Origin of the sequence: Loktanella sp. SALINAS62, assembly GCF_018263905.1 — a bacterium.
Taxonomy (GTDB): Bacteria; Pseudomonadota; Alphaproteobacteria; order Rhodobacterales; family Rhodobacteraceae; genus Loktanella.
The window spans coordinates 1-21,581 of sequence record NZ_JAAFZU010000009.1 but is presented as its reverse complement, the minus strand read 5'-3'; the positions used below and the strand labels follow the sequence as shown (position 1 = coordinate 21,581).

Below are 21,581 nucleotides of genomic sequence, written 5' to 3'. Positions count from 1 at the left end.
GGATCGACATGCCCTGATCCGTCAGATCGCCGATCAGCCGCAGGATTTCGGCATGGGCGCCGACGTCGATGCCGCGCGTCGGTTCGTCGAGGATCAGAAAGCGCGGGTTCATCGCCAGCCAGCGGGCCAGAACGACCTTTTGCTGGTTGCCACCCGACAGGTCGCCCACGGCCTTTTCTGCGCTGGATGTGCGGATGTCGAGCTTGCGGATATAATCGTCTGCCAGTCTTTTCTGTTCGGTCTGTGGGATCGGGCGCGCCCATCCGCGCCGGGCCTGCAGCGCCAGTGCTATGTTTTCGCGCACCGACAGATCCGCCACGATCCCGTCGGTCTTGCGGTCCTCTGGCGCGTAACCAAAGCCTGCGGCGATGGCCATGCGGGGCGTGGTGATGTCCAGCTTGCCATTCTCGTCGGTGGCCGTGCCCTGATCGGCGGGGGTCCGGCCGAACAGCACATCGGCGGTTTCGGTGCGGCCGGCACCCAGCAACCCGGCCAGCCCGATGACTTCGCCCGCGCGCACCTTCAGATCGAAGGGTTCGATCCTGTTGCGGTGGGCGAGCCCCTTGAAAGTCAGTAGTTCCGCGCCGCCGGTGCGCGCAACATGGCGCTGTTCGGCTTCGACCAGTTCGTGGCCCAGCATGTGGTGGATCAGATCGACCCGGTTCGTGTCAGCCGTGTTGGTTGTCACGATGTGCTGGCCGTTGCGCAGCACCGTCAGCCGGTCGCTGAGTGAAAACACCTGATCAAGGAAATGCGAAATGAAGATGATGCCAAGCCCGCGGTCGCGCAGGCTGCGCACCACCGCAAACAGGGTTTCGGTTTCGCGCGCATCCAGACTGGCAGTCGGTTCGTCGAGGATCAGGACCTTGCCCGACAGGGCCACGGCGCGCGCGATGGCGACGATCTGCTGGACCGCGACGGAATAAGTGCCCAGTTCGCGTCCGACATTGACCTGATCCAGCCCGTAGCCGGCCAGCATCTCTTCGGCGTCGGCGCGCATCCGGCGGCTTGAGACCAGCCCGAACCGCGTGGGCTGGCGCCCGAACGTCAGGTTTTCTGCGACGGTCAGGTTGGGCAGCAGATTGACCTCTTGGTAGACGGTGCCGATGCCCAGTTCCTGCGCGTCATGTGTCGATCCCGGCGAGATCGGCTGCCCGTCCAGTGTGATCCGCCCGCTGTCGCGGGCATGCACGCCGGTCAGGCATTTGATGAGCGTGGATTTCCCCGCGCCGTTTTCACCCAGCAGCGCGTGGACCTCTCCGGCCGCAAGATCGAACTGCATATTGTCGAGCGCGCGGGTGCCGGGGAATGTCTTGGTCAGATCGCGGACGGTCAGAAGCATCCGGTGCCTTTCTGAATCGAGAGGTGCGGCGCCCCGGCAGGGGCGCCGCGTCAGGGCGGTCAGGCCCGTGTCCGGGATGCGATCAGTAGCCCAGATCCTTGCGGGCTTCGTATTCGCCCATCGGATCGTCGTCCTGCGTGTAAAGCGTGGATTCCGTCTGGATGAACTTTTCGGGCTCTGTGCCGTCGGCCATGTAGGCGGCCAGCGCGTCAAAGGCCGGGCCTGCCATGTTCGGCGTCAACTCGACCGTGGCGTTTGCATCGCCGGCGGCCATCGCCTGAAAGATGTCGGGCACGGCATCGATCGACACGATCAGGATGTCGTCGCCCGGATCGATCCCGGCTTCTTTGATCGCCTGAATGGCGCCGATGGCCATGTCGTCGTTGTGGGCATAAAGCGCACAGATGTCGTCACCGCCGCCTTCGGCTTGCAGGAAGCTTTCCATGACTTCCTTGCCGCCGGAGCGGGTGAAATCACCGGTCTGGCTGCGGGCGATTTCGATCTCGGCGTTGCCTTCGATGGCATTGCGGAAACCGGTCGCGCGGTCGATGGCGGGCGACGATCCCGTCGTGCCCTGCAGCTCGACGACGCGGCACGTGCCTTCGGGCTTGTTGTCGACCAGCCACTGACCGGCGACTTCGCCTTCGTGCACAAGGTCGGAGCCGACGGCGGTCAGATACAGGTCTTCGGAACTGTCGACGCGGCGGTCCAGTAGAACGACCGGAATTTCGGCTTCCTTGGCTTCTTCGAGCACCGAATCCCAGCCGGTGGCTACAACGGGGGCCAGCAGGATCGCGTCGACGCCTTGGGCGACAAAGGACCGGATGGCGGCGATCTGATTTTCCTGCCGCTGCTGCGCGTCGGAGAAGCGCAGGTCGATGCCGCGCGCTTCGGCCTCTTGTCGGGTCACGGTCGTTTCGGCGGCACGCCAGCCGGATTCAGACCCGATCTGCGAGAACCCGACCGTCTGTGCGGACGCACCTGTCGAGAGCGCAGCAATGGCTACGCTGAGCAATAGTTTATTCATGGTTTCCTCCCTGGATGGCCGAAGCCTGATTCGATAAAGTCATATAGTATTACTTTTGGCAAGAAGAGACTGCAGACCGGTTCAGGATGATTGATCAGGGGCAGACTTCTGGCGGGCGCGGTGGGCTGCGTCGCCGTCGCCGCCTGTGGCAGGGGAACTTTGCCCTGCGCCGGTGGGTTTCAGACCGTGGTGAATCAAGGAGAACGGCATGGCATCGCGTGCGATCTGGAAAGGACAGTTGCGGCTGTCACTGGTGTCGATCCCGGTGGAAATTCATTCCGCCACACGGTCCGCGTCGCGGATATCATTTCGGCAGATCCACGAACCCAGCGGCAAACGAGTGAAATATGAAAAGACCGTGCCGGGGATCGGTCCCGTCGACAAGGACGACATCGTCAAGGGCTACGACACCGGCGACGACCAATACATGCTGATCGACCCCGCAGAGCTGGACGCGATCAAGTTGGAAACCAAAAAGACATTCGAGTTAGTTCAATTCGTCGATGCCTGCGAAATTCCACCGCTGTATTTCGACAAACCCTATTACGTGGTGCCGACCGACGATCTGGCGCAGGATGCCTACCGTGTAGTGCGCGACGCGCTGCGGGCGGCGGGCAGGGTCGGGTTGGGCCAGTTCACCATGCGCGGCAAGGAATATCTGGGGGCCGTCAAACCCTGCGGCGACGGTTTGCTGCTGGAAACCCTGCATTACGCCGACGAGTTGCGCGACGCGGACCCGCTGTTCAGCGATATCACCGATGACAAGGTCGACACCGATCTGCTGGATGTGGCCACGACCCTGATTGACCGCAAAAGCGGGCCGTTCGATGCCACCGCGTTCAAGGATCACTATGCCGATGCGCTGCACGATCTGATCGCCGCCAAGCGTAAGAACAAAAAGACCAAACGCGTCACGACAGGCAGCGACGATGCGCCTGCGGGCGAAAACGTCGTCGATCTGATGGCCGCGCTGAAGGAAAGCGTGAAAAAGACCAAAGCCAAGCCAGCGGGTCGCGGTGGTCGCAAAAAGGCGTCCTGACATGGCGCGCGACCCTGATCCGCTGGCCGCATACAACGCGCGGCGCGATTTCAGCCAGACCCGCGAACCGGCAGGCGAGGCTGGCACGGCGCGCACCACGGACCTGCGGTTTGTGGTGCAGAAACACGACGCGACCCGCCTGCATTACGATTTCCGGCTGGAATGGGGCGGTGTGCTGCTGAGCTGGGCCGTGACCCGTGGCCCCAGCGACGATCCGGGCGAAAAGCGTCTGGCAGTCCGCACAGAAGATCACCCACTGTCCTATGGCACCTTTGAAGGCACGATTCCGGCCAAAAACTATGGTGGCGGCACCGTGATGATGTGGGACGAAGGTGTCTGGCAGCCAGAAACAGACCCTGCCGACGGACTGGCCAAGGGCAAGCTGGCCTTTACCCTGACGGGCCAGCGGATGCGCGGCAGCTGGGCGCTGGTGCGGATGCGCGGCAAGGGGGAAAAGCGCGAAAACTGGCTGCTGATCAAGCACCGCGATTCCGCCGCATCGGACCAACCCGACCGGCTGACCGAAAATCACGACACATCGATCACCACAGGCCGGACGATGACGCAGATCGCGGCGGGTGACGATGCGATTCTGCCTGACGCGCCCAAGGCCCGGTCGGGCAAACGGCCTGCGTTCCGCAAGCCGCAACTGGCGACGCTGGTGTCGGACCCGCCCGACGGTGACGACTGGATATTCGAGACGAAATTCGACGGCTATCGCTGTCTGGCGGCCTTGGGGAAGGGGGGCACCCGGCTGTGGACCCGCAACGGCCACGACTGGACGGACCGGTTTCAGGCCATCGCGCCCGCCTTTGACGATCTGTCGTGTGACGCGGCGCTGATCGATGGCGAAGTCATGGCCCGCGATATCAGCGGATCGGCGTTTTCGTCGTTGCAGGCGGCGATCAAATCCGGGCGGCCGCTGGTGTTCTATGCCTTTGATCTGCTGTCGCTGGACGGCAAGGATCTGACCAAAACCCCGCAACTGGCCCGCAAGGAAGCACTGGACCATCTGCTGTCCGATGTGCCCGATGACGGTCCCCTGCGGCGCAGCACCCATATCGCGGGTGGCGGGCCGGATATCTTTGACAGGGCCTGCAAGGCGGGGGCCGAAGGCATCATCGCCAAACGGGCCTCTGCCCGCTACCGGGGCGGGCGGCACGCGGATTGGTGCAAGGTGAAATGCACGCGGCGGCAGGAATTCGTGGTTGGCGGCTATTCCCCGTCCGACAAGGCGGGCCGCCCCTTTGCGTCGCTTCTGGTGGGTGAATACGGCCCTGATGGGCTGCGCTATCGCGGGCGGATCGGCAGTGGCTTTGCGGAGTCTGATTTCGATGCGCTGACGTCCGCCTTCCGCACCCGCAAGACCAGCCCGTTCATCGATGTGCCGCAGGATATCGCTGCTGCCGCGCAATGGGTCACACCAAGCGTGGTGATCGAGGTCGATTTCACCGAACTGACCGCTGACGGTCATATCCGGCACGGCGTTCATCTGGGTATCCGGCGTGACAAGGACGCCAAGGATATCACGTTCGAGGCACCGCAGGACGCCGCCCCGCCTGCGCAGGATGACGGATCACAGGATAAGGGGGCAGCCCGCATCGGGGGCCAGCGGATCAGCCATGCGGGCCGCGTCGTGTTCCCGCAGACCGGCGGGACCAAGGGCGATCTGGCGCGCTATTATGATGCGGCGGGCGCGCGTCTGCTGAAAATCGCGGGCCATCGGCCGTTGTCGCTGTTGCGCCTGCCCGAAGGGTTGGCGGGCCAGCGGTTTTTCCAAAAACACGCAGGGCAGGGGATGCCCGATGCGCTGAACCGGATCGCGATCACCGAAAGCGACGGCGATCCGGCCACCTATATGGATATCAGGCGGGCTGCGGCCTTTGTCGCGGCAGCACAGATGGGCACGATCGAATTTCATATCTGGGGCGCGCGCAGCGACCGGCTGGACCGTCCCGACCGGCTGGTGTTCGATCTGGACCCCGACGAAGGACTGGACTGGGCCGATGTGCGGTCGGCGTCCGTCGATCTGGCGGCACGGCTGACGGCGCTGGGGCTGGCGTCGGTCCCTGTCGTCAGTGGCGGCAAGGGGGTGCATGTCTGCGTCAGCCTGCGCCGGACCAACGGCTGGGACACGGTCAAGCTGTTTTCAAAGACGCTGGCCCATGTGATGGCGCAGGAAGAACCCGACCGTTTTACCGCCACCATGTCGAAAGCGCGGCGCAAGGGCCGGATTTTCATCGACTGGCTGCGCAACGAACGGGGATCCACCGCCATCGCGCCGTATTCGGTGCGCGCCCGCCCGTCGGGGCCGGTCGCCATGCCTGTGACCTGGGATGAGCTGGGCAGTCTTGATGGTCCCGATACATTCAGCCGCGACGCCGCCGTCGCCCGGCTGGATGATCCCTGTCCCTATCTTGACGCAGCGGCAAAGCCGCAGTCGCTGAATGCCCGCACCATCGCCGCCCTGTCCGACAGTCTGGCGTAGGGGCCAGCGGCTATGCCTGATCGGGTGCCACAGTGCTGACATCAATGTCGGTGTGCCAGCGGGTGCAGGCGTCTTTCAGCGCCGGTGGTAGCGGGGCGTCGGTGAAAAAGACATCGATGTCGGCCAGTGATCCGATGCGCGCCGGGGCCTTGCGCTTGAATTTCGTATGGTCCGCGATCAGCATCTTGCGGCGGGACTGGTTCAGGATCGTCTGGCTGACGCCGACTTCGCGCAGGTCGAAATCAAGGATGTCGCCATCGGGGTCGATCGCCGAACATCCGATGATGCCGATGTCGAACTTGAACTTGCGGATCACATCGGTCGTGATGTCGCCCGTCAGGCCGCCATCGGACTGCCGCAGCGTGCCCCCGGTCACGATCACCTCGCAGTCGGGGTTGTGGGTCAGGATGTTGGCGACGTTCATGTTGTTGGTCACCACCAGCAGGTTGCGGTGGTGCAGCAGTTCTGTTGCCAGCGCTTCGGTGCTGGTGCCGATGTTGAGGAAAATCGCGCAGTCTTCGGGGATCATCGCGGCACAGGCCTTGGCCATGGCGGTCTTGCTTTCGGAATTCAGGCGTCGGCGTTCTTCGTAGGCGATGTTGACCGTTCCGGACGGCAGGACAGCCCCCCCGTGGACACGTTCAAGCTTGCCCGCGTCCGCAAGGTCGCTCAGATCGCGGCGGATGGTCTGAAGCGTGACGCCCAGATGCTCTGCCAGATATTCCACGGTGACCTTCCCGTCGCGCCGGGCGATGTCCAGAATTTCGGGGTGTCTGATGGTTTGTGACATGCGCGATTTTCCGTTGTGTAGCGTGGTCGATGGCAGGACGTGCACCGACAATCACACACATTTCGCATCTTGCACATCTGTATGTGCGTTTTTTGCGCGTTTGCGCATCGGGAATGTCGCTGCACCCCCTGTAATCCCGCATAAATCTGCGTATTTTGTGAAAACGAATAAAAGCGAAAATAAGGCTTTTCTTTTTGGTGCGCGATTGCGATACTTGTTTAAGAGGGTTTGGGAGGATCCAATGTGAGTGACGACACGGACATCCGTGATCTGCTGGTCATCGGCGGTGGTATCAACGGCTGTGGCATCGCGCGCGATGCGGCGGGCCGTGGCCTGACGGTGACGCTGGCCGAAATGTCCGATCTGGCGTCTGCGACCTCTTCTGCGTCGACAAAGCTGTTTCACGGCGGTCTGCGCTATCTGGAATATTTCGAACTGCGGCTGGTGCGCGAAGCCCTGATCGAGCGCGAAACCCTGCTGCGCGCCATGCCGCATATCAGTTGGCCGCTGCGGTTCGTGCTGCCCTACCACGCGGGGATGCGGTTCGAGGGCGACACGCCTACGTCCAAACTGCTGTCCATGGTCATGCCCTGGATGAAGGGGCGCCGCCCGGCCTGGCTGATCCGGCTGGGGCTTTTGATGTATGACAATCTGGGCGGGCGGAAGATTTTGCCGGGCACCCGCACGCTGGATCTGACCACCAGTCCCGAAGGTGCGCCGCTGATCGACGATTTCACCAAGGCCTATGAATACAGTGATTGCTGGGTCGAGGATTCCCGTCTTGTCGCGCTGAACGCCCGCGATGCGGTGGCCCGCGGTGCGGTCGTGCTGACCCGCACCAAGGTGGTCAGCGCCAAGGCCCAGGACGGCATCTGGACGGTCACGCTGCAGGACGTCGACAGCGGCAACCAGCGCACCGTGCGGGCCCGCATGGTCGTAAATGCCGGCGGACCCTGGGTCGGGCAGATCCTGCGCCAGCAGGTCGGATCGAACAGTCATGACGACGTGCGGCTGGTGCGGGGCAGCCATATCGTCGTCAAACGTCTGTTCGATCACGACAAGTGCTATTTCTTTCAGGGCACCGACGGGCGGATCATGTTCGCAATCCCCTACGAGACCGATTTCACTCTGATCGGCACAACCGATCAGGAACATCACGACCTGCAGGCCAAGCCGGTCTGCACCCCCGAAGAAAAAGCCTACATGATTGATTTCGTGAACGCTTATCTCAAGCAGAACATCAGCACGGACGATATCGTCTGGACCTATTCGGGCGTGCGTCCGCTGTATGACGAGGGGACCACGTCGGCCACCGCCGCGACCCGCGATTATACGCTGAAACTGGACGACAGCGCCGGTGCGCCCGCGCTGAACATCTTTGGCGGCAAGATCACGACCTATCGCCGTCTGGCCGAAAGCGCGCTGGACAAGATCGGCCAGCGTCTTGACGTGCAAAAGGGCGCATGGACCGCCGGTGTGCCGATGCCGGGCGGTGATTTTCCCATCGACGGGGTCGAGACGCTGATTGCCGGCCTGCGGCGTGATTATCCGTTTCTGACCGACCGCTGGGCGCGCCGTCTTGTGCGCGCCTACGGCACGGATGCGGCCCTGATCCTGGCCGATGCCGGGACCGCCGATGATCTGGGGCAGGCGTTCGGTGCGACGTTGACGGCGGCGGAAGTCGACTGGCTAATGACCCATGAATTCGCCCGCACCGCCGAAGACATTCTGTGGCGTCGCAGCAAGCTGGGCCTGCACGGGGCGGATGCCACGGCCCTTTCTACCTATATGGCGGCCCGCCGTCCGCAGATGAAAGACATCGCATGACCCTGAAACTTGACAACATCAGCTATGGGGTTGGCGCGCAGACCTTTATCTATCCAACGACGCTGACTCTGGAAAAAGGCAGCATGAACGTCCTTCTGGGGCCGACTTCTTCGGGCAAGACGACCCTGATGCGTCTGATGGCCGGTCTTGATGTGCCGTTGCAGGGCCGTATTCTATGGAACGGCGACGATGTGACCGGCCAGCGTGTGCAGGACCGCAAGATCGCGATGGTCTACCAGCAGTTCATCAACTACCCCGCGATGAGCGTCTACGACAACATCGCATCCCCGATGAAGCTGATGGGGCTCGACAAGGCGGAAATCGACCGGCGCGTGCGCGACACCGCCGCGCTGATGCAGCTGACCCCGATGCTGCAGCGCAAGCCGCTGGAACTGTCGGGCGGCCAGCAGCAACGCTGCGCGCTGGCCCGCGCGCTGGTCAAGAATGCGGGTCTGGTTCTGCTGGATGAACCGCTGGCCAACCTTGACTACAAGCTGCGCGAGGAATTGCGCGCCGAAATCCCGCGCATCTTTGCGGAATCCGGGTCGATCTTTGTCTATGCCACGACCGAACCCGAAGAGGCGCTGCTGCTGGGTGGCAATTGCGCGACCCTGTGGGAAGGCCGTGTCACCCAGTTTGGTCCGACAGCGCAGGTCTATCGCAACCCCGCCGACGCCACGACGGCACGGGTCTTTTCCGACCCGCCGATGAATTTCCTGAACGTGGAAAAGCGCGGCGACCGCATGCATTTTAGCCGTGACGCGATCCCCGCCGTCGGGCGCGACGTGCCGGACGGGCACTATATGCTGGGGTTCCGCCCCAATCATCTGACGCTGGACGCGGGCGATGATCGCATCCGGTTCGACACCACGCTGTCGGTCATGGAAATCACCGGGTCGGAAACCTTTGTGCACCTGACCCATGACGATGCCCGCTGGGTCGGGCTGATCCACGGCATCCGCAACCTGAAACCCGGGCAATCCCTGCCGGTCTATCTGGACCCGTCGCGCATCTATTTGTTTGCACAAAACGGCGATCTGGTCGCCAGTGCCCCCTATGCGGAGGCCGCTTGAACCATGGCCAAGATCACGCTTGATAACCTTGCCCATTCCTATCTGCCCCGCCCGCAGTCAGAGGACGATTTTGCGCTGAAGGCGTTGAACCACGACTGGGTCGATGGCGAAGCCTATGCGCTGCTGGGATCATCCGGCTGCGGCAAGTCTACCTTGCTCAATATCATTTCGGGTCTGTTGATCCCCAGTCAGGGGCGCGTGCTGTTCGATGGCCGCGATGTGACCACCGCGCCGACAGCCGACCGCAACATCGCGCAGGTGTTCCAGTTTCCGGTGGTCTACGACACGATGTCGGTGCGCGAAAACCTTGCCTTTCCGCTGAAAAACCGGGGCATGGACGCGGCAGAGATCAAGCGGCGCGTCCAGAAGGTCGCCGCGATGATCGACATGGAAGCGCAGCTTGACCACAAGGCGCGCGGCCTGACCGCCGACGCCAAGCAAAAGATTTCGCTGGGCCGCGGCATGGTCCGCGAGGACGTGAACGCCCTGCTGTTCGACGAACCCCTGACCGTGATCGACCCCCATATGAAGTGGGAGTTGCGCACGCAGCTGAAAAAGCTGCACCAGGATTTCGGCCACACGATGATCTATGTGACCCATGACCAGACAGAGGCGCTGACCTTTGCCGACAAGGTGGTGGTGATGTATGACGGGCGCGTCGTGCAGATCGGCACCCCGCAGGAATTGTTCGAACGGCCGGCCCATACGTTCGTGGGATATTTCATCGGCTCGCCGGGGATGAACCTGTTCGATGCGACTATCGATGGCACGCAGGCCCGCATCGGTGATGTGACCATTCCGCTGGACCAGCATTACAGCGCCACCGGCAAGACGCAGCTGGGCGTGCGCCCTGAATTCATCCAGCTGTCCAGCGGCGATGACGGCATCCCCGCCACCGTGCGCCGGGTCGAGGACGTGGGCCGCCACAAGATCGTCCGTCTGGATGTGATGGGGCGTGAAATCAACGCGCTCGCGACCGAGGACGCGACGATTTCGGCCGCCACCAACCGCATCAACTTTGCGCCGCAGGGGATCAATGTCTACGCCGACGACTGGCGCATCTCACCCCGGGGGACGTCCGCATGAACAAGACCGTCAATCAAAAGGCGTGGTTTCTGGTTCTGCCGGTGCTGCTGCTGGTCGCGTTTTCCGCCGTCATTCCGCTGATGACCGTGGTGAACTATTCAGTGCAGGACACGTTTGGAAACAACCAGTTTTTCTGGGCGGGCCTGTCGTGGTTCGACGACATGCTGCATTCGGACCGCATGTGGAACGCACTGGGACGCCAGTTGATGTTTTCCGCGATCATTCTGGCCATTGAGGTGCCACTGGGGATCTTTGTCGCGCTGAACATGCCGAAAAAGGGCTTTTGGTCGTCGTTCTGTCTTGTGGTCATGTCCCTGCCGCTGCTGATCCCGTGGAACGTGGTGGGCACGATCTGGCAGATATTCGGCCGCGTCGATATCGGCCTGCTGGGCTATACGCTTGATGCGATGGGCATCGATTACAACTATACCCAGAACACGTTCGACGCCTGGGTCACGGTCATCGTGATGGACGTCTGGCACTGGACATCGCTGGTGGCCCTGCTGGCCTATGCCGGTCTGCGGTCGATCCCCGACGCTTATTATCAGGCGGCCAAGATCGATCAGGCCAGCCGCTGGGCCGTGTTCCGCTATATCGAGCTGCCCAAGATGGCGGGCGTGCTGATGATCGCCATCCTGCTGCGGTTCATGGACAGTTTCATGATCTATACCGAACCGTTCGTGCTGACGGGGGGTGGGCCCGGTAACGCCACGACGTTCCTGTCCATCGACCTTGTGAAAATGGCGCTGGGACAGTTCGACCTTGGCCCTGCGGCGGCGTTCAGCCTGATGTATTTCCTGGTCATCATGGCGATTTCCTGGGTGTTCTACACCGTGATGACGACCCTCGACCAAAGGGATGGCAAGTGATGTCCGATACCGCAACTCCCGAAGTCGTCACCGATACCCGTCCCATGACGATCGAGACACCGCGCACGGCGACCCGTCGCTTGCGCCCGTCGGGCAGTGCCGTCATCATGGGGCTGTATCTGCTGTTTTTGATGCTGCCGATCTATTGGCTGATCAACATGAGCCTGAAGACGAACAGCGAAATTCTGGGCGCGTTCAGCCTGTGGCCCCGCGATCTGACGTTTGAAAATTATGCCACGATCCTGACCGATGCCAGCTGGTATATGGGTTACGTCAATTCGCTGATCTACGTGGTGATGAACACCGCGATCAGCCTTGCTGTGGCCCTGCCTGCCGCCTATGCGTTTTCGCGCTACAGCTTCATGGGTGACAAGCATCTGTTCTTTTGGTTGCTGACCAACCGGATGGCGCCGCCCGCCGTGTTCGCGCTGCCGTTCTTTCAGCTGTATTCCAGCATCGGGCTGTTCGACACGCATATCGCCGTGGCGCTGGCGCATTGCCTGTTCAACGTGCCACTGGCGGTCTGGATTCTCGAAGGTTTCATGCGCGGCGTGCCCAAGGAAATCGACGAGACGGCCTATATCGACGGCTATTCGTTCCCTACGTTCTTTATCAAGATATTCACCCCCCTGATCGCCAGCGGGATCGGCGTCGCCGCGTTCTTTTGTTTCATGTTTTCCTGGGTGGAACTGCTGCTGTCGCGCACGCTGACGTCGGTGGATGCAAAGCCCATCGCCGCCACCATGACCCGCACCGTCGGTGCCGCCGGGGTGGATTGGGGCGTGCTGGCCGCCGCCGGTGTGCTGACGATCGTGCCGGGTGCCTTGGTCATCTATTTCGTGCGCAACTACATCGCCAAGGGCTTTGCCCTGGGGCGGGTGTGATGCTGGACCTGAAAGGAGCTTCACATGCTTGACTGGATGGCCTGGACCTGGCCCACCGCCACATTCTTTATCGTGATCGCCGTGCTGCTGACCATCTTCACGGTGCTGGCGATCCGGTTCCCCGAAGTGCCGCGCCGCGGCATCCTGCGGATCGAGACCACGCGCGGTGATCGGCTGTTCATCACGCTGCTGGGGTCCGCGTTCATCAATCTGGCGTGGCTGGGGCTGGTGCCGTTTGCGCAGCCCTACGCGCTGATCGTCTGTCTGGTCTTTGCCGCAGCGGTGTTCCGCTGGGTCTAGACCACGTCAAATCCCGGCCCAGATCATCGGGGCGGATCGTCTGCGTTCAACATAAAGGGAGGAAACCTAACATGAACGTTCTGTTGAAATCGACCACCGCACTGGGGATGGCGCTTGCGCTGACCCAGCCTGCATGGGCCGACATGGCTGCCGCCACGGCGTTTCTGGATGCCGAAATCGGCGACGTCTCGACCCTGTCCCGCGCGGAACAGGAAGCAGAGATGCAATGGTTCATCGATGCGGCCCAACCGTTCCAGGGCATGGATATCAACGTGGTGTCCGAAACCATCACGACCCATGAATACGAATCCCAGGTGCTGGCGCCCGCGTTCACCGCGATCACCGGCATCAACGTCACCCACGATCTGATCGGCGAAGGCGATGTCGTCGAAAAGCTGCAGACGCAGATGCAGTCGGGCGAAAACATCTATGATGCCTTCGTCAACGATTCCGATCTGATCGGCACCCACTGGCGCTATCAGCAGGTTCGCAACCTGACCGACTGGATGGCGGGCGAAGGGGCCGATGTCACGTCGCCGACTCTGAATCTGGATGATTTCATCGGGCTGGAATTCACCACAGCACCCGATGGCAAACTGTATCAGCTGCCCGACCAGCAGTTCGCGAACCTTTACTGGTTCCGCTACGATTGGTTCAACGACCCGCAGATTCAGGCCGATTTCAAGGAAGCCTATGGTTACGATCTGGGCGTGCCGGTCAACTGGGCGGCCTATGAGGATATCGCGGAATTCTTTACCGGTCGCGAGATCGACGGCGTCGAGGTCTATGGCAACATGGACTACGGCAAAAAAGACCCCAGCCTGGGCTGGCGTTACACCGACGCATGGATGTCCATGGCCGGTATGGGCGACACGGGCGAACCCAACGGCCTGCCGGTCGATGAATGGGGCATTCGTGTCAACGAAGACTCTCAGCCCGTCGGTGCCTGTGTAGACCGGGGCGGTGCGACGAACTCTCCGGCTGCGGTTTATGCCGTCGACAAGGCGATCGAATGGCTGCAGAAATATTCGCCGCCATCGGCTGCCGGCATGACCTTTTCAGAGGCCGGTCCGGTCCCTGCACAGGGCAACATCGCGCAGCAGATGTTCATGTACACCACCTTTGTGGCCCCGCTGGTCGCATCGGACGCGGTGATGAACGAAGACGGCACGCCAAAGTGGCGGCTCGCCCCCAGCCCGCATGGTGTCTACTGGGAAGAGGGCATGAAGGTCGGCTATCAGGACGTGGGGTCCTGGACGTTGATGGAATCCACACCCGTCGACCGCGCACAGGCGGCATGGCTTTACGCGCAGTTCGTCACGTCGATGACGGTGGACGTTAAGAAATCGGATGTCGGTCTGACCTTTATCCGGGAATCGACCATCAACTCTGACCATTTCACCGAACGTGCCGACAAGCTGGGCGGTCTGGTGGAATTCTACCGCTCGCCTGCGCGGACACAATGGTCGCCGACCGGCACCAACGTGCCCGACTATCCCAAGCTGGCGCAGTTGTGGTGGCAGAACATCGGCGATGCAATGTCCGGTGCAAAGAGCCCTCAGGAAGCGCTGGATCAGCTTTGCGCCGACATGGAAAGCGTGATGGAACGGATCGAACGGTCCGGTATCCAGGGCGATCTGGGTCCGGTGATGGGTGAAGAGCTCGAGGCGTCATACTGGCTGGAACAGCCAGGCGCACCCAAGCCCGCACTGGAGGACGAGGACGAAGAGCCGGTCACGATCGGCTACGACGAACTCGTCTCCTCCTGGAGCAACTAAACAAATGACACCAGCCGGGGCGCATGCGATGCGCCCCGGCTTTTGCGTGCCTGCGGACGGGGAATAGCATGACCTATATTCTGGCGATCGACCAAGGGACGACATCCAGTCGCGCCATCCTGTTCGATGAACACATGGCGCTGATCGCACAGGCCCAGGAAGAATTTCCCCAGCACTTTCCACACTCCGGCTGGGTCGAACATGACGTGTCCGATCTGTGGGCCACCGCCGCCGGCACATGTCGCGGTGTGATCGAAAAAGCCGGGATCGCCGCAGCCGACATCGCGGCCATCGGCATCACCAATCAGCGCGAAACCACGGTTATCTGGAACCGCAGGACCGGACAGCCCATCCACAACGCGATCGTCTGGCAGGACCGCCGCACGACCGGTATCTGTGACGCGCTGCGGCGCGACGGGCATGCCGATATGTTCACGGCCCGCACCGGCCTGCTGATCGATCCGTATTTTTCAGGGACCAAGGTGAAATGGCTGCTGGACAACGTCGACGGCGCGCGTGCGGCGGCACAGGCGGGCGATCTGCTGTTCGGCACCGTCGACAGCTATCTGATCTGGAAGCTGACGGATGGCCGCCATCATGTCACCGACGCCACCAATGCCGCGCGCACCCTGCTTTATGACATTCACAAGGGACGGTGGAGCCGGACAATCTGCGATCTGTTGGGCATCCCCGTATCGATGCTGCCAGAGGTAAAGGATTGCGCCGCAGACTTTGGGACGACGCGCGCCGATCTGTTCGGTCGCCCGATCCCGATCATGGGGGTTGCTGGCGACCAGCAGGCCGCGACCATCGGGCAGGCCTGCTTTCAGCCCGGCATGACGAAAAGCACCTATGGCACCGGTTGTTTTGCCCTGATGAATACCGGTGACAGGCCCGTCGCCTCTCGGAACCGGTTGCTGACGACGATTGCCTACCAGCTGGATGGCAAGCCGACCTATGCGCTGGAGGGATCGATTTTCGTGGCCGGTGCCGCCGTGCAGTGGTTGCGCGACGGGCTGAAGATGATCCGAGAAGCGGGCGATACCCAGCCCCTGGCGCAGGCGGCGGACCCCGACCAGCAGGTCATCATGGTCCCGGCGTTCACCGGCCTGGGCGCCCCTTACTGGGATGCAGATGCAAGGGGGGCGATTTTCGGGCTGTCCCGCAATACCGGCCCGGCAGAGCTGGCACGCGCGGCACTGGAATCCGTCGGCTATCAGACGCGTGATCTGTTGCAGGCCATGCACAAGGATTGGACCACACCGGGCGACAACAGCGTTCTACGGGTCGATGGCGGCATGAGCGCGTCGGATTGGACGATGCAGTTTTTGTCCGACATCATGGGGATCGCCGTCGACCGCCCTGCCTGCCTTGAGACAACCGCGATGGGTGCCGCATGGCTTGCAGGAAGCCGGGTGGGTCTTTATCCCGATCAGGCAGGTTTCGCGCAGATGTGGGGCCGGGATCGCCAGTTCACGCCCCGGATGGAATCCGCCCGGCGCGACCGGCAATATGCGGCCTGGCAACGTGCGGTATCCGCGACCCGTGCGTTCACCGCACCTGCCGCCCCCTGATCCGGTCTTGCGCCGCGATGACCGGGATATTCTTTGATGCCGGACCGCCCAAGCCGCTTGAAACCCGGCAAATGTCGTGGGAATCCCGCCACGAACGTCTACCGCTTTGTGCGGTCCGACATCTGGCCCCGCAGTCCCGACCCCTTTGCGCAGGAGGCATAGCATGGATTTCCCCTGGCCCGCCGTCGGGGCGCCGCTGTCCGATGTCATCACCCCCATGCCCGTGATCGACGAGGACCGGCTGGCGGCCAACATCGCCCGCGCGCAGGACTATATGGACGCGCATGGTCTGGCCTTTCGGCCGCATATCAAGACGCACAAGATTCCGCAGGTCGCACAGCAGCAGGTGGCTGCCGGGGCCGGTGGCATCAATTGCCAGAAAGTGACAGAGGCCGAGGTCTTTGCCGATGCGGGCTTTGATGACATCCTGATTACCTACAACATCCTTGGTCCGGTCCGGCTTGCACGGCTGATGGTGCTGAACGACCGGGTGAAAACCCTGCGCGTGGTTGCCGACAGCACGGTGACCGTCGCGGGCCTGTCGGCTGCGGCGCAGGGCAAGAGGCTGCGTGTGCTGGTGGAATGCGATACCGGGGGCGGGCGCTGCGGCGTGCAGACGGCAGAAGCGGCGACCGCGCTGGCGCAGGCGATTGCGGCAGCACCCGGCCTGCAGTTCGACGGGCTGATGACCTATCCCGCCATCGGCGGTGCGTCGGCGGTCGAGGCGTTCCTGCGGGACACCATGGCCAGATTGACCACAGCCGGTCTTGATTGCCCGGTGCGGTCGAACGGCGGCACGCCGGATCTTTTTGCGGCCCATTTGGTGCCAAGCGCCACGGAACACCGTGCCGGCACCTATGTCTACAATGACCGTGCGATGATGCGGGCGGGGTCCTGCGGGACGGATGACATGGCGATGCATATCCTTGCCACGGTCGTGTCCCGTCCGACTGCCCTGCGCGCTGTGCTGGATGCGGGGTCCAAGGCGCTGACGTCTGATCTGCTTGGTTTTGCGGATTACGGGATCATTCCGGCCCTGCCCGGCGCGCGGATCGTGTCGCTGTCGGAAGAGCATGCGGTGGTCGATCTGACCGATTGCACCGCGCTCTTGCCACAGGTCGGCACACAGCTTCGCATCGTGCCGAACCACACCTGCGTCGTGTCGAACCTTTTTGATCGGATGGTGTTTCACCGCGACGGGATCGTCACCCGTGTCCTGCCTGTCGCCGCGCGTGGCGCGGTGTGGTAGGCTGGATCGCATGACCGAGATCATCGCCTATCATGCGCCGCAGATCTTTGACGGGACGCACTGGCACGCCGCCGCAGCCCTGCTGGTGACAGGCGGGCGGGTTGCGGGGATCGTGCCGCAGGCCGCTGCACCGGCGGGTGTGCATCTGGATCATACGCTGGTGCCGGGGTTTATTGATCTGCAGGTCAACGGCGGTGGCGGGGTGCTGTTCAACAACGATCCGTCCGCCGCAGGCATCGATGCGATCTGTCACGCCCACGCGCGGTTGGGGACAACGGCGGTGATGGCGACACTCATCACCGACACGCTGCAGGTGACGCAGCGGGCCATCGCCGCCGGGCAGGCGGCCCGGCATCCCGGCTTTCTGGGATTGCACCTTGAAGGGCCGCATCTGGCCCTGTCCCACAAGGGCACCCATGATCCGGCCCTGATCCGACCGATGGATAAGGCCGATCTGGCGGTGCTGACACAGACGTCAGCCACGCTGGATCACATGATCTGCACCGTGGCGCCCGAAGTGGTGACGCCCGCGCAGATCGCGGCACTGGTTCAGGCCGGTGTTGTGGTAAGTTTGGGGCATTCGAATTGCGATGCCGCCGCCGCCCGCACCGCGACCGATGCCGGGGCCACGATGGTCACGCATCTTTTCAACGCGATGAGCCAGCTTCAGCACCGCGCGCCGAACCTTGTGGGGGTGGCGTTGGATGACGGACGGTTGTCAGCCGGTGTGATTGCGGACGGCCATCACGTCGATCTTGTCGCCCTGCGCATCGCCCTGCGGGCAAAGGCCGGACCGGGCGGTATGTTTCTGGTGTCCGACGCCATGTCGACCGTGGGGACCGACGCGACAGAGCTGTTTTTGAACGGCCAGCGCATCCAGCGCGCCAAAGGCCGGCTGACACGGGCAGACGGAACGCTGGCGGGGGCCGATATCGCGCTGGTGGATGCGGTGCGCTACCTGCATCGGGCGCTGGACATCCCGCTGGGGCAGGCGGTGGCACTGGCTTCTGCCGCGCCAGCGGCGGCACTGGGCCTGACCGACCGGGGGCATCTGCGCGGTGGGGCACGGGCGGATTTCACCTGTCTGACGCCGGACATCACTGCCGCTGCGACCTGGATCGCAGGCGTGCCCGTGGACATGACATGATCCTGTGCTGTGATATCGGCGGCACCGCCATCAAGCTGGCAGAGGCGCACAGTGCCGAGGATATCGTTCTGAAGGGCCGGGTGCCGACACCGACGCAGGACTTTGCCGCCTTTGTCGGCGTGCTGAATACCGCCATTGCACAAGCGGAGACACCGCCCACGGCCGTTGCGTTTTCGCTGGCAGGCGTTGTCGCGCCTGATACGGGCGTGGCCACGGTGGCCAATATCCCCTGTCTGACGGGGCGGAACCTGCAGGCGGAACTGACTGCGGCGCTTGGGCTGCCGGTGATCCTGGCCAACGATGCGGATTGTTTTGCACTGGCCGAATCCCGGCTGGGCGCGGGGCGCGGGCACGCTGTCGTCTTTGGCCTGATTTTGGGCACCGGGGTCGGTGGCGGCGTCGTGGTGCGCGGGCAATTGATCAACAGTGCCGGTTTTGCGGGCGAAATCGGCCACGGCCCGGTCGCCGCACGCATCCTTGACGATCTGGGGGTCACCCTGCCCGCGTTTGCCTGCGGCTGCGGGCTGACGGGATGTCTGGATGCCGCATGCTCTGCGCGGGGCATGGAACGGCTGCATGCCCATCTGCACGGTGCGCGCGTCGACAGCCGCGCGATCGTGACCGGCTGGCAAGCGGGGGATGGTGCGGCCGCACGGACGGTCGCCGTCTGGCTGGCGCTGCTGTCCGGACCGCTTGCCATGGTTGAAAACGTGTTGGGGGCCGGGATCATTGCTGTCGGTGGCGGGCTGTCGACGGCACCGCAGCTGATCGCGGCGCTGGATACTGCGGTGCGTGAAAAAACCCTGCGGCGATTCGACCGACCACTGGTGGTGCCCGCGCAATGCACCGTCGAACCCGGTCTGATCGGGGCTGCGATCCTCGGGCTCTCGCTGGATGCCCGATAGCGTGTCAGCGCTTTCACAAATTGCTGTGTCGTAGACGGTATCCCAGAGCGCTGTGCGGCCTGACAGTGTTGTCGTGGCGGCACCACTTCTCGATCAGGATCTGGGCCGCGCGTAGCAAGGACCTCACCGTTCAGAAGTGTGTCTTAGAATCTGGCATTGAAGCTTTCGCAGTAGCTGTTCGCCCAAGGTGATCCTGACGCGATGAAAGCCGTCTTGGCACCGACCGCTACATCGCGTGATGACACATCTCGTCAACCATGTGCCTGCAACAAATGTCTGCTTGCCGTCGAGAAGCCCTCAGGCACTGGGGATGGTTGTTTCCTTCGCCAAGAAGCACCTCTTTGGGTGCGCCGTCACGCGGGCAGGGGACAGTTTACCATACACATACCCTGCGGTTGAGAGGGTCTTCTATTTTAAGAAAATGCAAGTCCTGACACGGGATGCGGCGCTGTGGTCAAAGGGGTGGTCTGGCGTGGTGAATGCCGGTGGGTTTCCGGCGGGGTGACTCCGCCCACTTGGATTTTGTCCACATAATTCTGCGGCCGACCCCGGATAAGCTGTTGGCATCGTATAGGGATTTTCGGCGATCCCGGGTAAATTCTTGCTGTGAACGCAACAGAACAAGGAATTTCACAATGACAAAGATGATTGACCGTAAGAAACTTGATGCCCTGAAAGAAGAGCTGAAAGCCCTGCCACCCCGCGAGAAATCAAAGATCAATAGCCGTGACGCAGTGTTGGAGATGGCGGACCAGGTCCGCGCGCTGCTGGCGAATAACTACTCGATCGAGGAAGTTTACGCGAAGTTCAAGGACGTGACTGAATCCGAGATCAGCTTGGCTACGTTCAGGGGATACCTCCACAGCAAGACAGCAGCGCGCAATACCGCCGACGCAGCAAAGGCCAGCCGCAAGGCCGCCAAGTTGCGCAAATCTACAAAAGCGGATGAAGTTGAAAGCACGGGGCACATCGTCATGGAAAATGCTGTGGCAACCGATGTAGACCAGCAGATTGTGAGCAGCGGAAAGGATATCGCACAGTCTGAGGTGTCTGCCGCAGCTGTTGTGGCGGAGCCGGGCGAGACGGCGCACGATGCGATCTCTGTGCCCCAAAGGAAGCCTCAGGATTTGTCGCAGGGGATGGGCGAGGCTCTCAAGGAGCGTTACGCAACCCCAGAGCGGGGAACTGAGCGGCGCGATGCAGATGCTGCCTCAATGACGGAAAACAGCCGCCGGGACGATCCGGCAAAGGATGAGCTGACGCCGGTGCCAGGGACGGTGTCATGATGAAGGCAGGTGACGGGCGGCCCAGATCACACAACCGCCGCAAAACATGCGTGATCGCGTTTCGTGTGACGCCGGAGGTTGAGACCGAACTGTCAGAGGCTGCCATGAATGACGGTTTTGATAGTGTTGGACTTTGGGCAAAGGCATTTGCATTGAACGCGATCAGACGTCCTGACGCCGAAAAAAAGGTTTTGCGCATGCTGATGGGTGAACTGGGCAAGGTCGGGTCGGACATTAAGAAGATAGCGCAGGTCGCGAACTCGACAGGACATCTGCCGGATGAAGCCATCTTGCGCCAGATGGGGAGTGTCATGAACTCTGTGTATCTGGTCTGGCCCATGCGGGTTTCAGATACGGTCACGCATTGAAGCGATCCTCGAACATTATGGCGAAATGGTTGCGTGCGGCAAACCATTCCCGGACATTTCGTCCTCCTTTCTCGAAATTGCGGATCGCCAGGTAGATTAGCTTTGTTGCGGCGTCCTCGGTCGGGAACGATCTCCGTGTTTTGATCGATTTGCGGATCACACGGTTCAGGCTTTCGATCGCGTTCGTGGTGTAGATGATCTTGCGGATCGCCGGATCGAAGGCGAAGAACGGGATCACCTCCTGCCACGCCCTGCGCCAGGCAGGGGCGATTGATGCATATTTGCCGGCCCATTTTTCTTCGAAGGCATCCAGTTCGGCGGCTGCCTGATCGGCAGTCGGGGCGCTGTAAATCCGCTTCAGGTCAGCGGCCACCTCCTTGCGATCCTTCCAAGCGCAGAAGTTCAGCGAGTGGCGCACGAGGTGGACAATGCAGGTTTGCACGGCCGTGTCCGGGAAGGCGGCGGTAATGGCGTCGGGGAAGCCCTTGAGGCCGTCCACGACCGCAATCAGGATGTCCTGCACCCCGCGGTTCTTCAGTTCCGTCATCA

At 62.2% G+C, this 21,581-nt stretch carries 19 protein-coding genes and 1 pseudogene; 15 read left to right on the top strand and 5 right to left on the bottom strand.

The genetic code is table 11. The features are described 5' to 3' along the window. On the bottom strand, nucleotides 1–1,342 hold a 1,342-nt coding region (locus tag GZH79_RS05180; RefSeq protein ID WP_249218994.1), incomplete at its 3' end, for a sugar ABC transporter ATP-binding protein. 82 nt (nucleotides 1,343–1,424) lie between these two features. Further along, nucleotides 1,425–2,369: a galactofuranose ABC transporter, galactofuranose-binding protein YtfQ gene (gene ytfQ / locus GZH79_RS05175; RefSeq protein ID WP_211642642.1), complete on the bottom strand. Its 945-nt coding sequence runs from the start codon at nucleotides 2,367–2,369 to the stop codon at nucleotides 1,425–1,427. A gap of 208 nt (nucleotides 2,370–2,577) precedes the next feature. On the opposite strand from ytfQ, the gene GZH79_RS05170 reads away from it, so the two are divergent. Beyond that, nucleotides 2,578–3,408: a Ku protein gene (locus GZH79_RS05170; RefSeq protein WP_211642639.1), complete on the top strand. Its 831-nt coding sequence runs from the start codon at nucleotides 2,578–2,580 to the stop codon at nucleotides 3,406–3,408. A 1-nt stretch (nucleotide 3,409) separates the two neighbouring features. Beyond that, nucleotides 3,410–5,896 carry a DNA ligase D gene (gene ligD / locus GZH79_RS05165; protein WP_211642628.1) on the top strand — a complete coding sequence of 829 codons (2,487 nt, stop codon included), beginning with the start codon at nucleotides 3,410–3,412 and terminating at the stop codon, nucleotides 5,894–5,896. A gap of 10 nt (nucleotides 5,897–5,906) precedes the next feature. On the opposite strand, the gene GZH79_RS05160 is transcribed toward ligD, so the two are convergent. Next, a complete protein-coding gene (locus tag GZH79_RS05160; protein WP_211642625.1) occupies nucleotides 5,907–6,686 on the bottom strand; it encodes a DeoR/GlpR family DNA-binding transcription regulator in 780 nt (259 codons plus the stop codon). A 243-nt stretch (nucleotides 6,687–6,929) separates the two neighbouring features. Here GZH79_RS05160 and glpD point away from each other — a divergent pair, with 243 nt between their 5' ends. The 11 genes from glpD (at nucleotide 6,930) to GZH79_RS05105 (ending at nucleotide 19,378) form a co-directional block, all read left to right on the top strand. Continuing rightward, the gene (gene glpD, locus GZH79_RS05155) at nucleotides 6,930–8,513 is read left to right on the top strand and encodes a glycerol-3-phosphate dehydrogenase (protein WP_211642623.1); all 1,584 of its coding nucleotides are present in this window, start codon (nucleotides 6,930–6,932) and stop codon (nucleotides 8,511–8,513) included. After that, nucleotides 8,510–9,586, top strand: a complete 1,077-nt coding sequence (locus tag GZH79_RS05150) for an ABC transporter ATP-binding protein (RefSeq protein ID WP_211642620.1) — start codon at nucleotides 8,510–8,512, stop codon at nucleotides 9,584–9,586. Before glpD ends, GZH79_RS05150 begins: the two co-directional genes overlap by 4 nt. Before the next feature lie 3 nt (nucleotides 9,587–9,589). Next, nucleotides 9,590–10,672, top strand: coding sequence for an ABC transporter ATP-binding protein (locus GZH79_RS05145; protein WP_211642618.1), 1,083 nt, complete (start codon nucleotides 9,590–9,592; stop codon nucleotides 10,670–10,672). Next, nucleotides 10,669–11,541, top strand: coding sequence for a sugar ABC transporter permease (locus GZH79_RS05140; RefSeq protein ID WP_211642615.1), 873 nt, complete (start codon nucleotides 10,669–10,671; stop codon nucleotides 11,539–11,541). The genes GZH79_RS05145 and GZH79_RS05140 overlap by 4 nt, the downstream gene beginning before the upstream one ends. A gap of 44 nt (nucleotides 11,542–11,585) precedes the next feature. Beyond that, a complete protein-coding gene (locus GZH79_RS05135; RefSeq protein WP_211642778.1) occupies nucleotides 11,586–12,425 on the top strand; it encodes a carbohydrate ABC transporter permease in 840 nt (279 codons plus the stop codon). Between the two features lie 24 nt (nucleotides 12,426–12,449). Then, entirely contained in the window at nucleotides 12,450–12,725 is a 276-nt protein-coding gene (locus tag GZH79_RS05130; protein ID WP_211642613.1) for a DUF2160 domain-containing protein, read from the top strand. 71 nt (nucleotides 12,726–12,796) lie between these two features. Further along, nucleotides 12,797–14,503: an ABC transporter substrate-binding protein gene (locus GZH79_RS05125; protein ID WP_211642610.1), complete on the top strand. Its 1,707-nt coding sequence runs from the start codon at nucleotides 12,797–12,799 to the stop codon at nucleotides 14,501–14,503. 68 nt (nucleotides 14,504–14,571) lie between these two features. Next, complete coding sequence (glpK, locus tag GZH79_RS05120) at nucleotides 14,572–16,077, top strand: glycerol kinase GlpK (RefSeq protein ID WP_211642608.1); 1,506 nt, start codon at nucleotides 14,572–14,574, stop codon at nucleotides 16,075–16,077. Nucleotides 16,078–16,240: 163 nt separating this feature from the next. Further along, nucleotides 16,241–17,326, top strand: a complete 1,086-nt coding sequence (locus tag GZH79_RS05115) for an alanine racemase (protein ID WP_211642606.1) — start codon at nucleotides 16,241–16,243, stop codon at nucleotides 17,324–17,326. A gap of 10 nt (nucleotides 17,327–17,336) precedes the next feature. Next, nucleotides 17,337–18,473, top strand: a complete 1,137-nt coding sequence (gene nagA / locus GZH79_RS05110) for an N-acetylglucosamine-6-phosphate deacetylase (protein WP_211642603.1) — start codon at nucleotides 17,337–17,339, stop codon at nucleotides 18,471–18,473. Further along, entirely contained in the window at nucleotides 18,470–19,378 is a 909-nt protein-coding gene (locus GZH79_RS05105) for an ROK family protein (protein ID WP_211642589.1), read from the top strand. Before nagA ends, GZH79_RS05105 begins: the two co-directional genes overlap by 4 nt. Nucleotides 19,379–19,391: 13 nt before the next feature. On the opposite strand, the pseudogene GZH79_RS05100 reads toward GZH79_RS05105, so the two are convergent. Then, nucleotides 19,392–19,605, bottom strand: a pseudogene (locus tag GZH79_RS05100) (transposase); the annotation flags it as partial. Between the two features lie 408 nt (nucleotides 19,606–20,013). On the opposite strand from GZH79_RS05100, the gene GZH79_RS05095 reads away from it, so the two are divergent. Together GZH79_RS05095 and GZH79_RS05090 are read left to right on the top strand one after the other, a co-directional pair. Next, nucleotides 20,014–20,664, top strand: a complete 651-nt coding sequence (locus tag GZH79_RS05095) for a hypothetical protein (RefSeq protein ID WP_211642587.1) — start codon at nucleotides 20,014–20,016, stop codon at nucleotides 20,662–20,664. Continuing rightward, on the top strand, nucleotides 20,661–21,032 hold the full coding sequence (locus GZH79_RS05090) for a hypothetical protein (RefSeq protein WP_211642585.1): 372 nt from the start codon (nucleotides 20,661–20,663) through the stop codon (nucleotides 21,030–21,032). The genes GZH79_RS05095 and GZH79_RS05090 overlap by 4 nt, the downstream gene beginning before the upstream one ends. On the opposite strand, the gene GZH79_RS05085 is transcribed toward GZH79_RS05090, so the two are convergent. Then, the coding region (locus GZH79_RS05085) for an IS256 family transposase (protein ID WP_211642581.1) at nucleotides 21,022–21,581 on the bottom strand (560 nt) is incomplete at its 5' end. The genes GZH79_RS05090 and GZH79_RS05085 overlap by 11 nt on opposite strands.

Excerpts from the sequence above, each read along its gene's own strand:
- ytfQ (WP_211642642.1), bottom strand. The coding sequence starts at position 2,369 with ATGAATAAACTATTGCTCAGCGTAGCCATTGCTGCGCTCTCGACAGGT.
- GZH79_RS05170 (WP_211642639.1), top strand. The coding sequence starts at position 2,578 with ATGGCATCGCGTGCGATCTGGAAAGGACAGTTGCGGCTGTCACTGGTG.
- ligD (WP_211642628.1), top strand. The coding sequence starts at position 3,410 with ATGGCGCGCGACCCTGATCCGCTGGCCGCATACAACGCGCGGCGCGAT.
- GZH79_RS05160 (WP_211642625.1), bottom strand. The coding sequence starts at position 6,686 with ATGTCACAAACCATCAGACACCCCGAAATTCTGGACATCGCCCGGCGC.
- GZH79_RS05150 (WP_211642620.1), top strand. The coding sequence starts at position 8,510 with ATGACCCTGAAACTTGACAACATCAGCTATGGGGTTGGCGCGCAGACC.
- GZH79_RS05145 (WP_211642618.1), top strand. The coding sequence starts at position 9,590 with ATGGCCAAGATCACGCTTGATAACCTTGCCCATTCCTATCTGCCCCGC.
- GZH79_RS05140 (WP_211642615.1), top strand. The coding sequence starts at position 10,669 with ATGAACAAGACCGTCAATCAAAAGGCGTGGTTTCTGGTTCTGCCGGTG.
- GZH79_RS05135 (WP_211642778.1), top strand. The coding sequence starts at position 11,586 with ATGACGATCGAGACACCGCGCACGGCGACCCGTCGCTTGCGCCCGTCG.
- GZH79_RS05130 (WP_211642613.1), top strand. The coding sequence starts at position 12,450 with ATGCTTGACTGGATGGCCTGGACCTGGCCCACCGCCACATTCTTTATC.
- GZH79_RS05125 (WP_211642610.1), top strand. The coding sequence starts at position 12,797 with ATGAACGTTCTGTTGAAATCGACCACCGCACTGGGGATGGCGCTTGCG.
- glpK (WP_211642608.1), top strand. The coding sequence starts at position 14,572 with ATGACCTATATTCTGGCGATCGACCAAGGGACGACATCCAGTCGCGCC.
- GZH79_RS05115 (WP_211642606.1), top strand. The coding sequence starts at position 16,241 with ATGGATTTCCCCTGGCCCGCCGTCGGGGCGCCGCTGTCCGATGTCATC.
- nagA (WP_211642603.1), top strand. The coding sequence starts at position 17,337 with ATGACCGAGATCATCGCCTATCATGCGCCGCAGATCTTTGACGGGACG.
- GZH79_RS05105 (WP_211642589.1), top strand. The coding sequence starts at position 18,470 with ATGATCCTGTGCTGTGATATCGGCGGCACCGCCATCAAGCTGGCAGAG.
- GZH79_RS05095 (WP_211642587.1), top strand. The coding sequence starts at position 20,014 with ATGACAAAGATGATTGACCGTAAGAAACTTGATGCCCTGAAAGAAGAG.
- GZH79_RS05090 (WP_211642585.1), top strand. The coding sequence starts at position 20,661 with ATGATGAAGGCAGGTGACGGGCGGCCCAGATCACACAACCGCCGCAAA.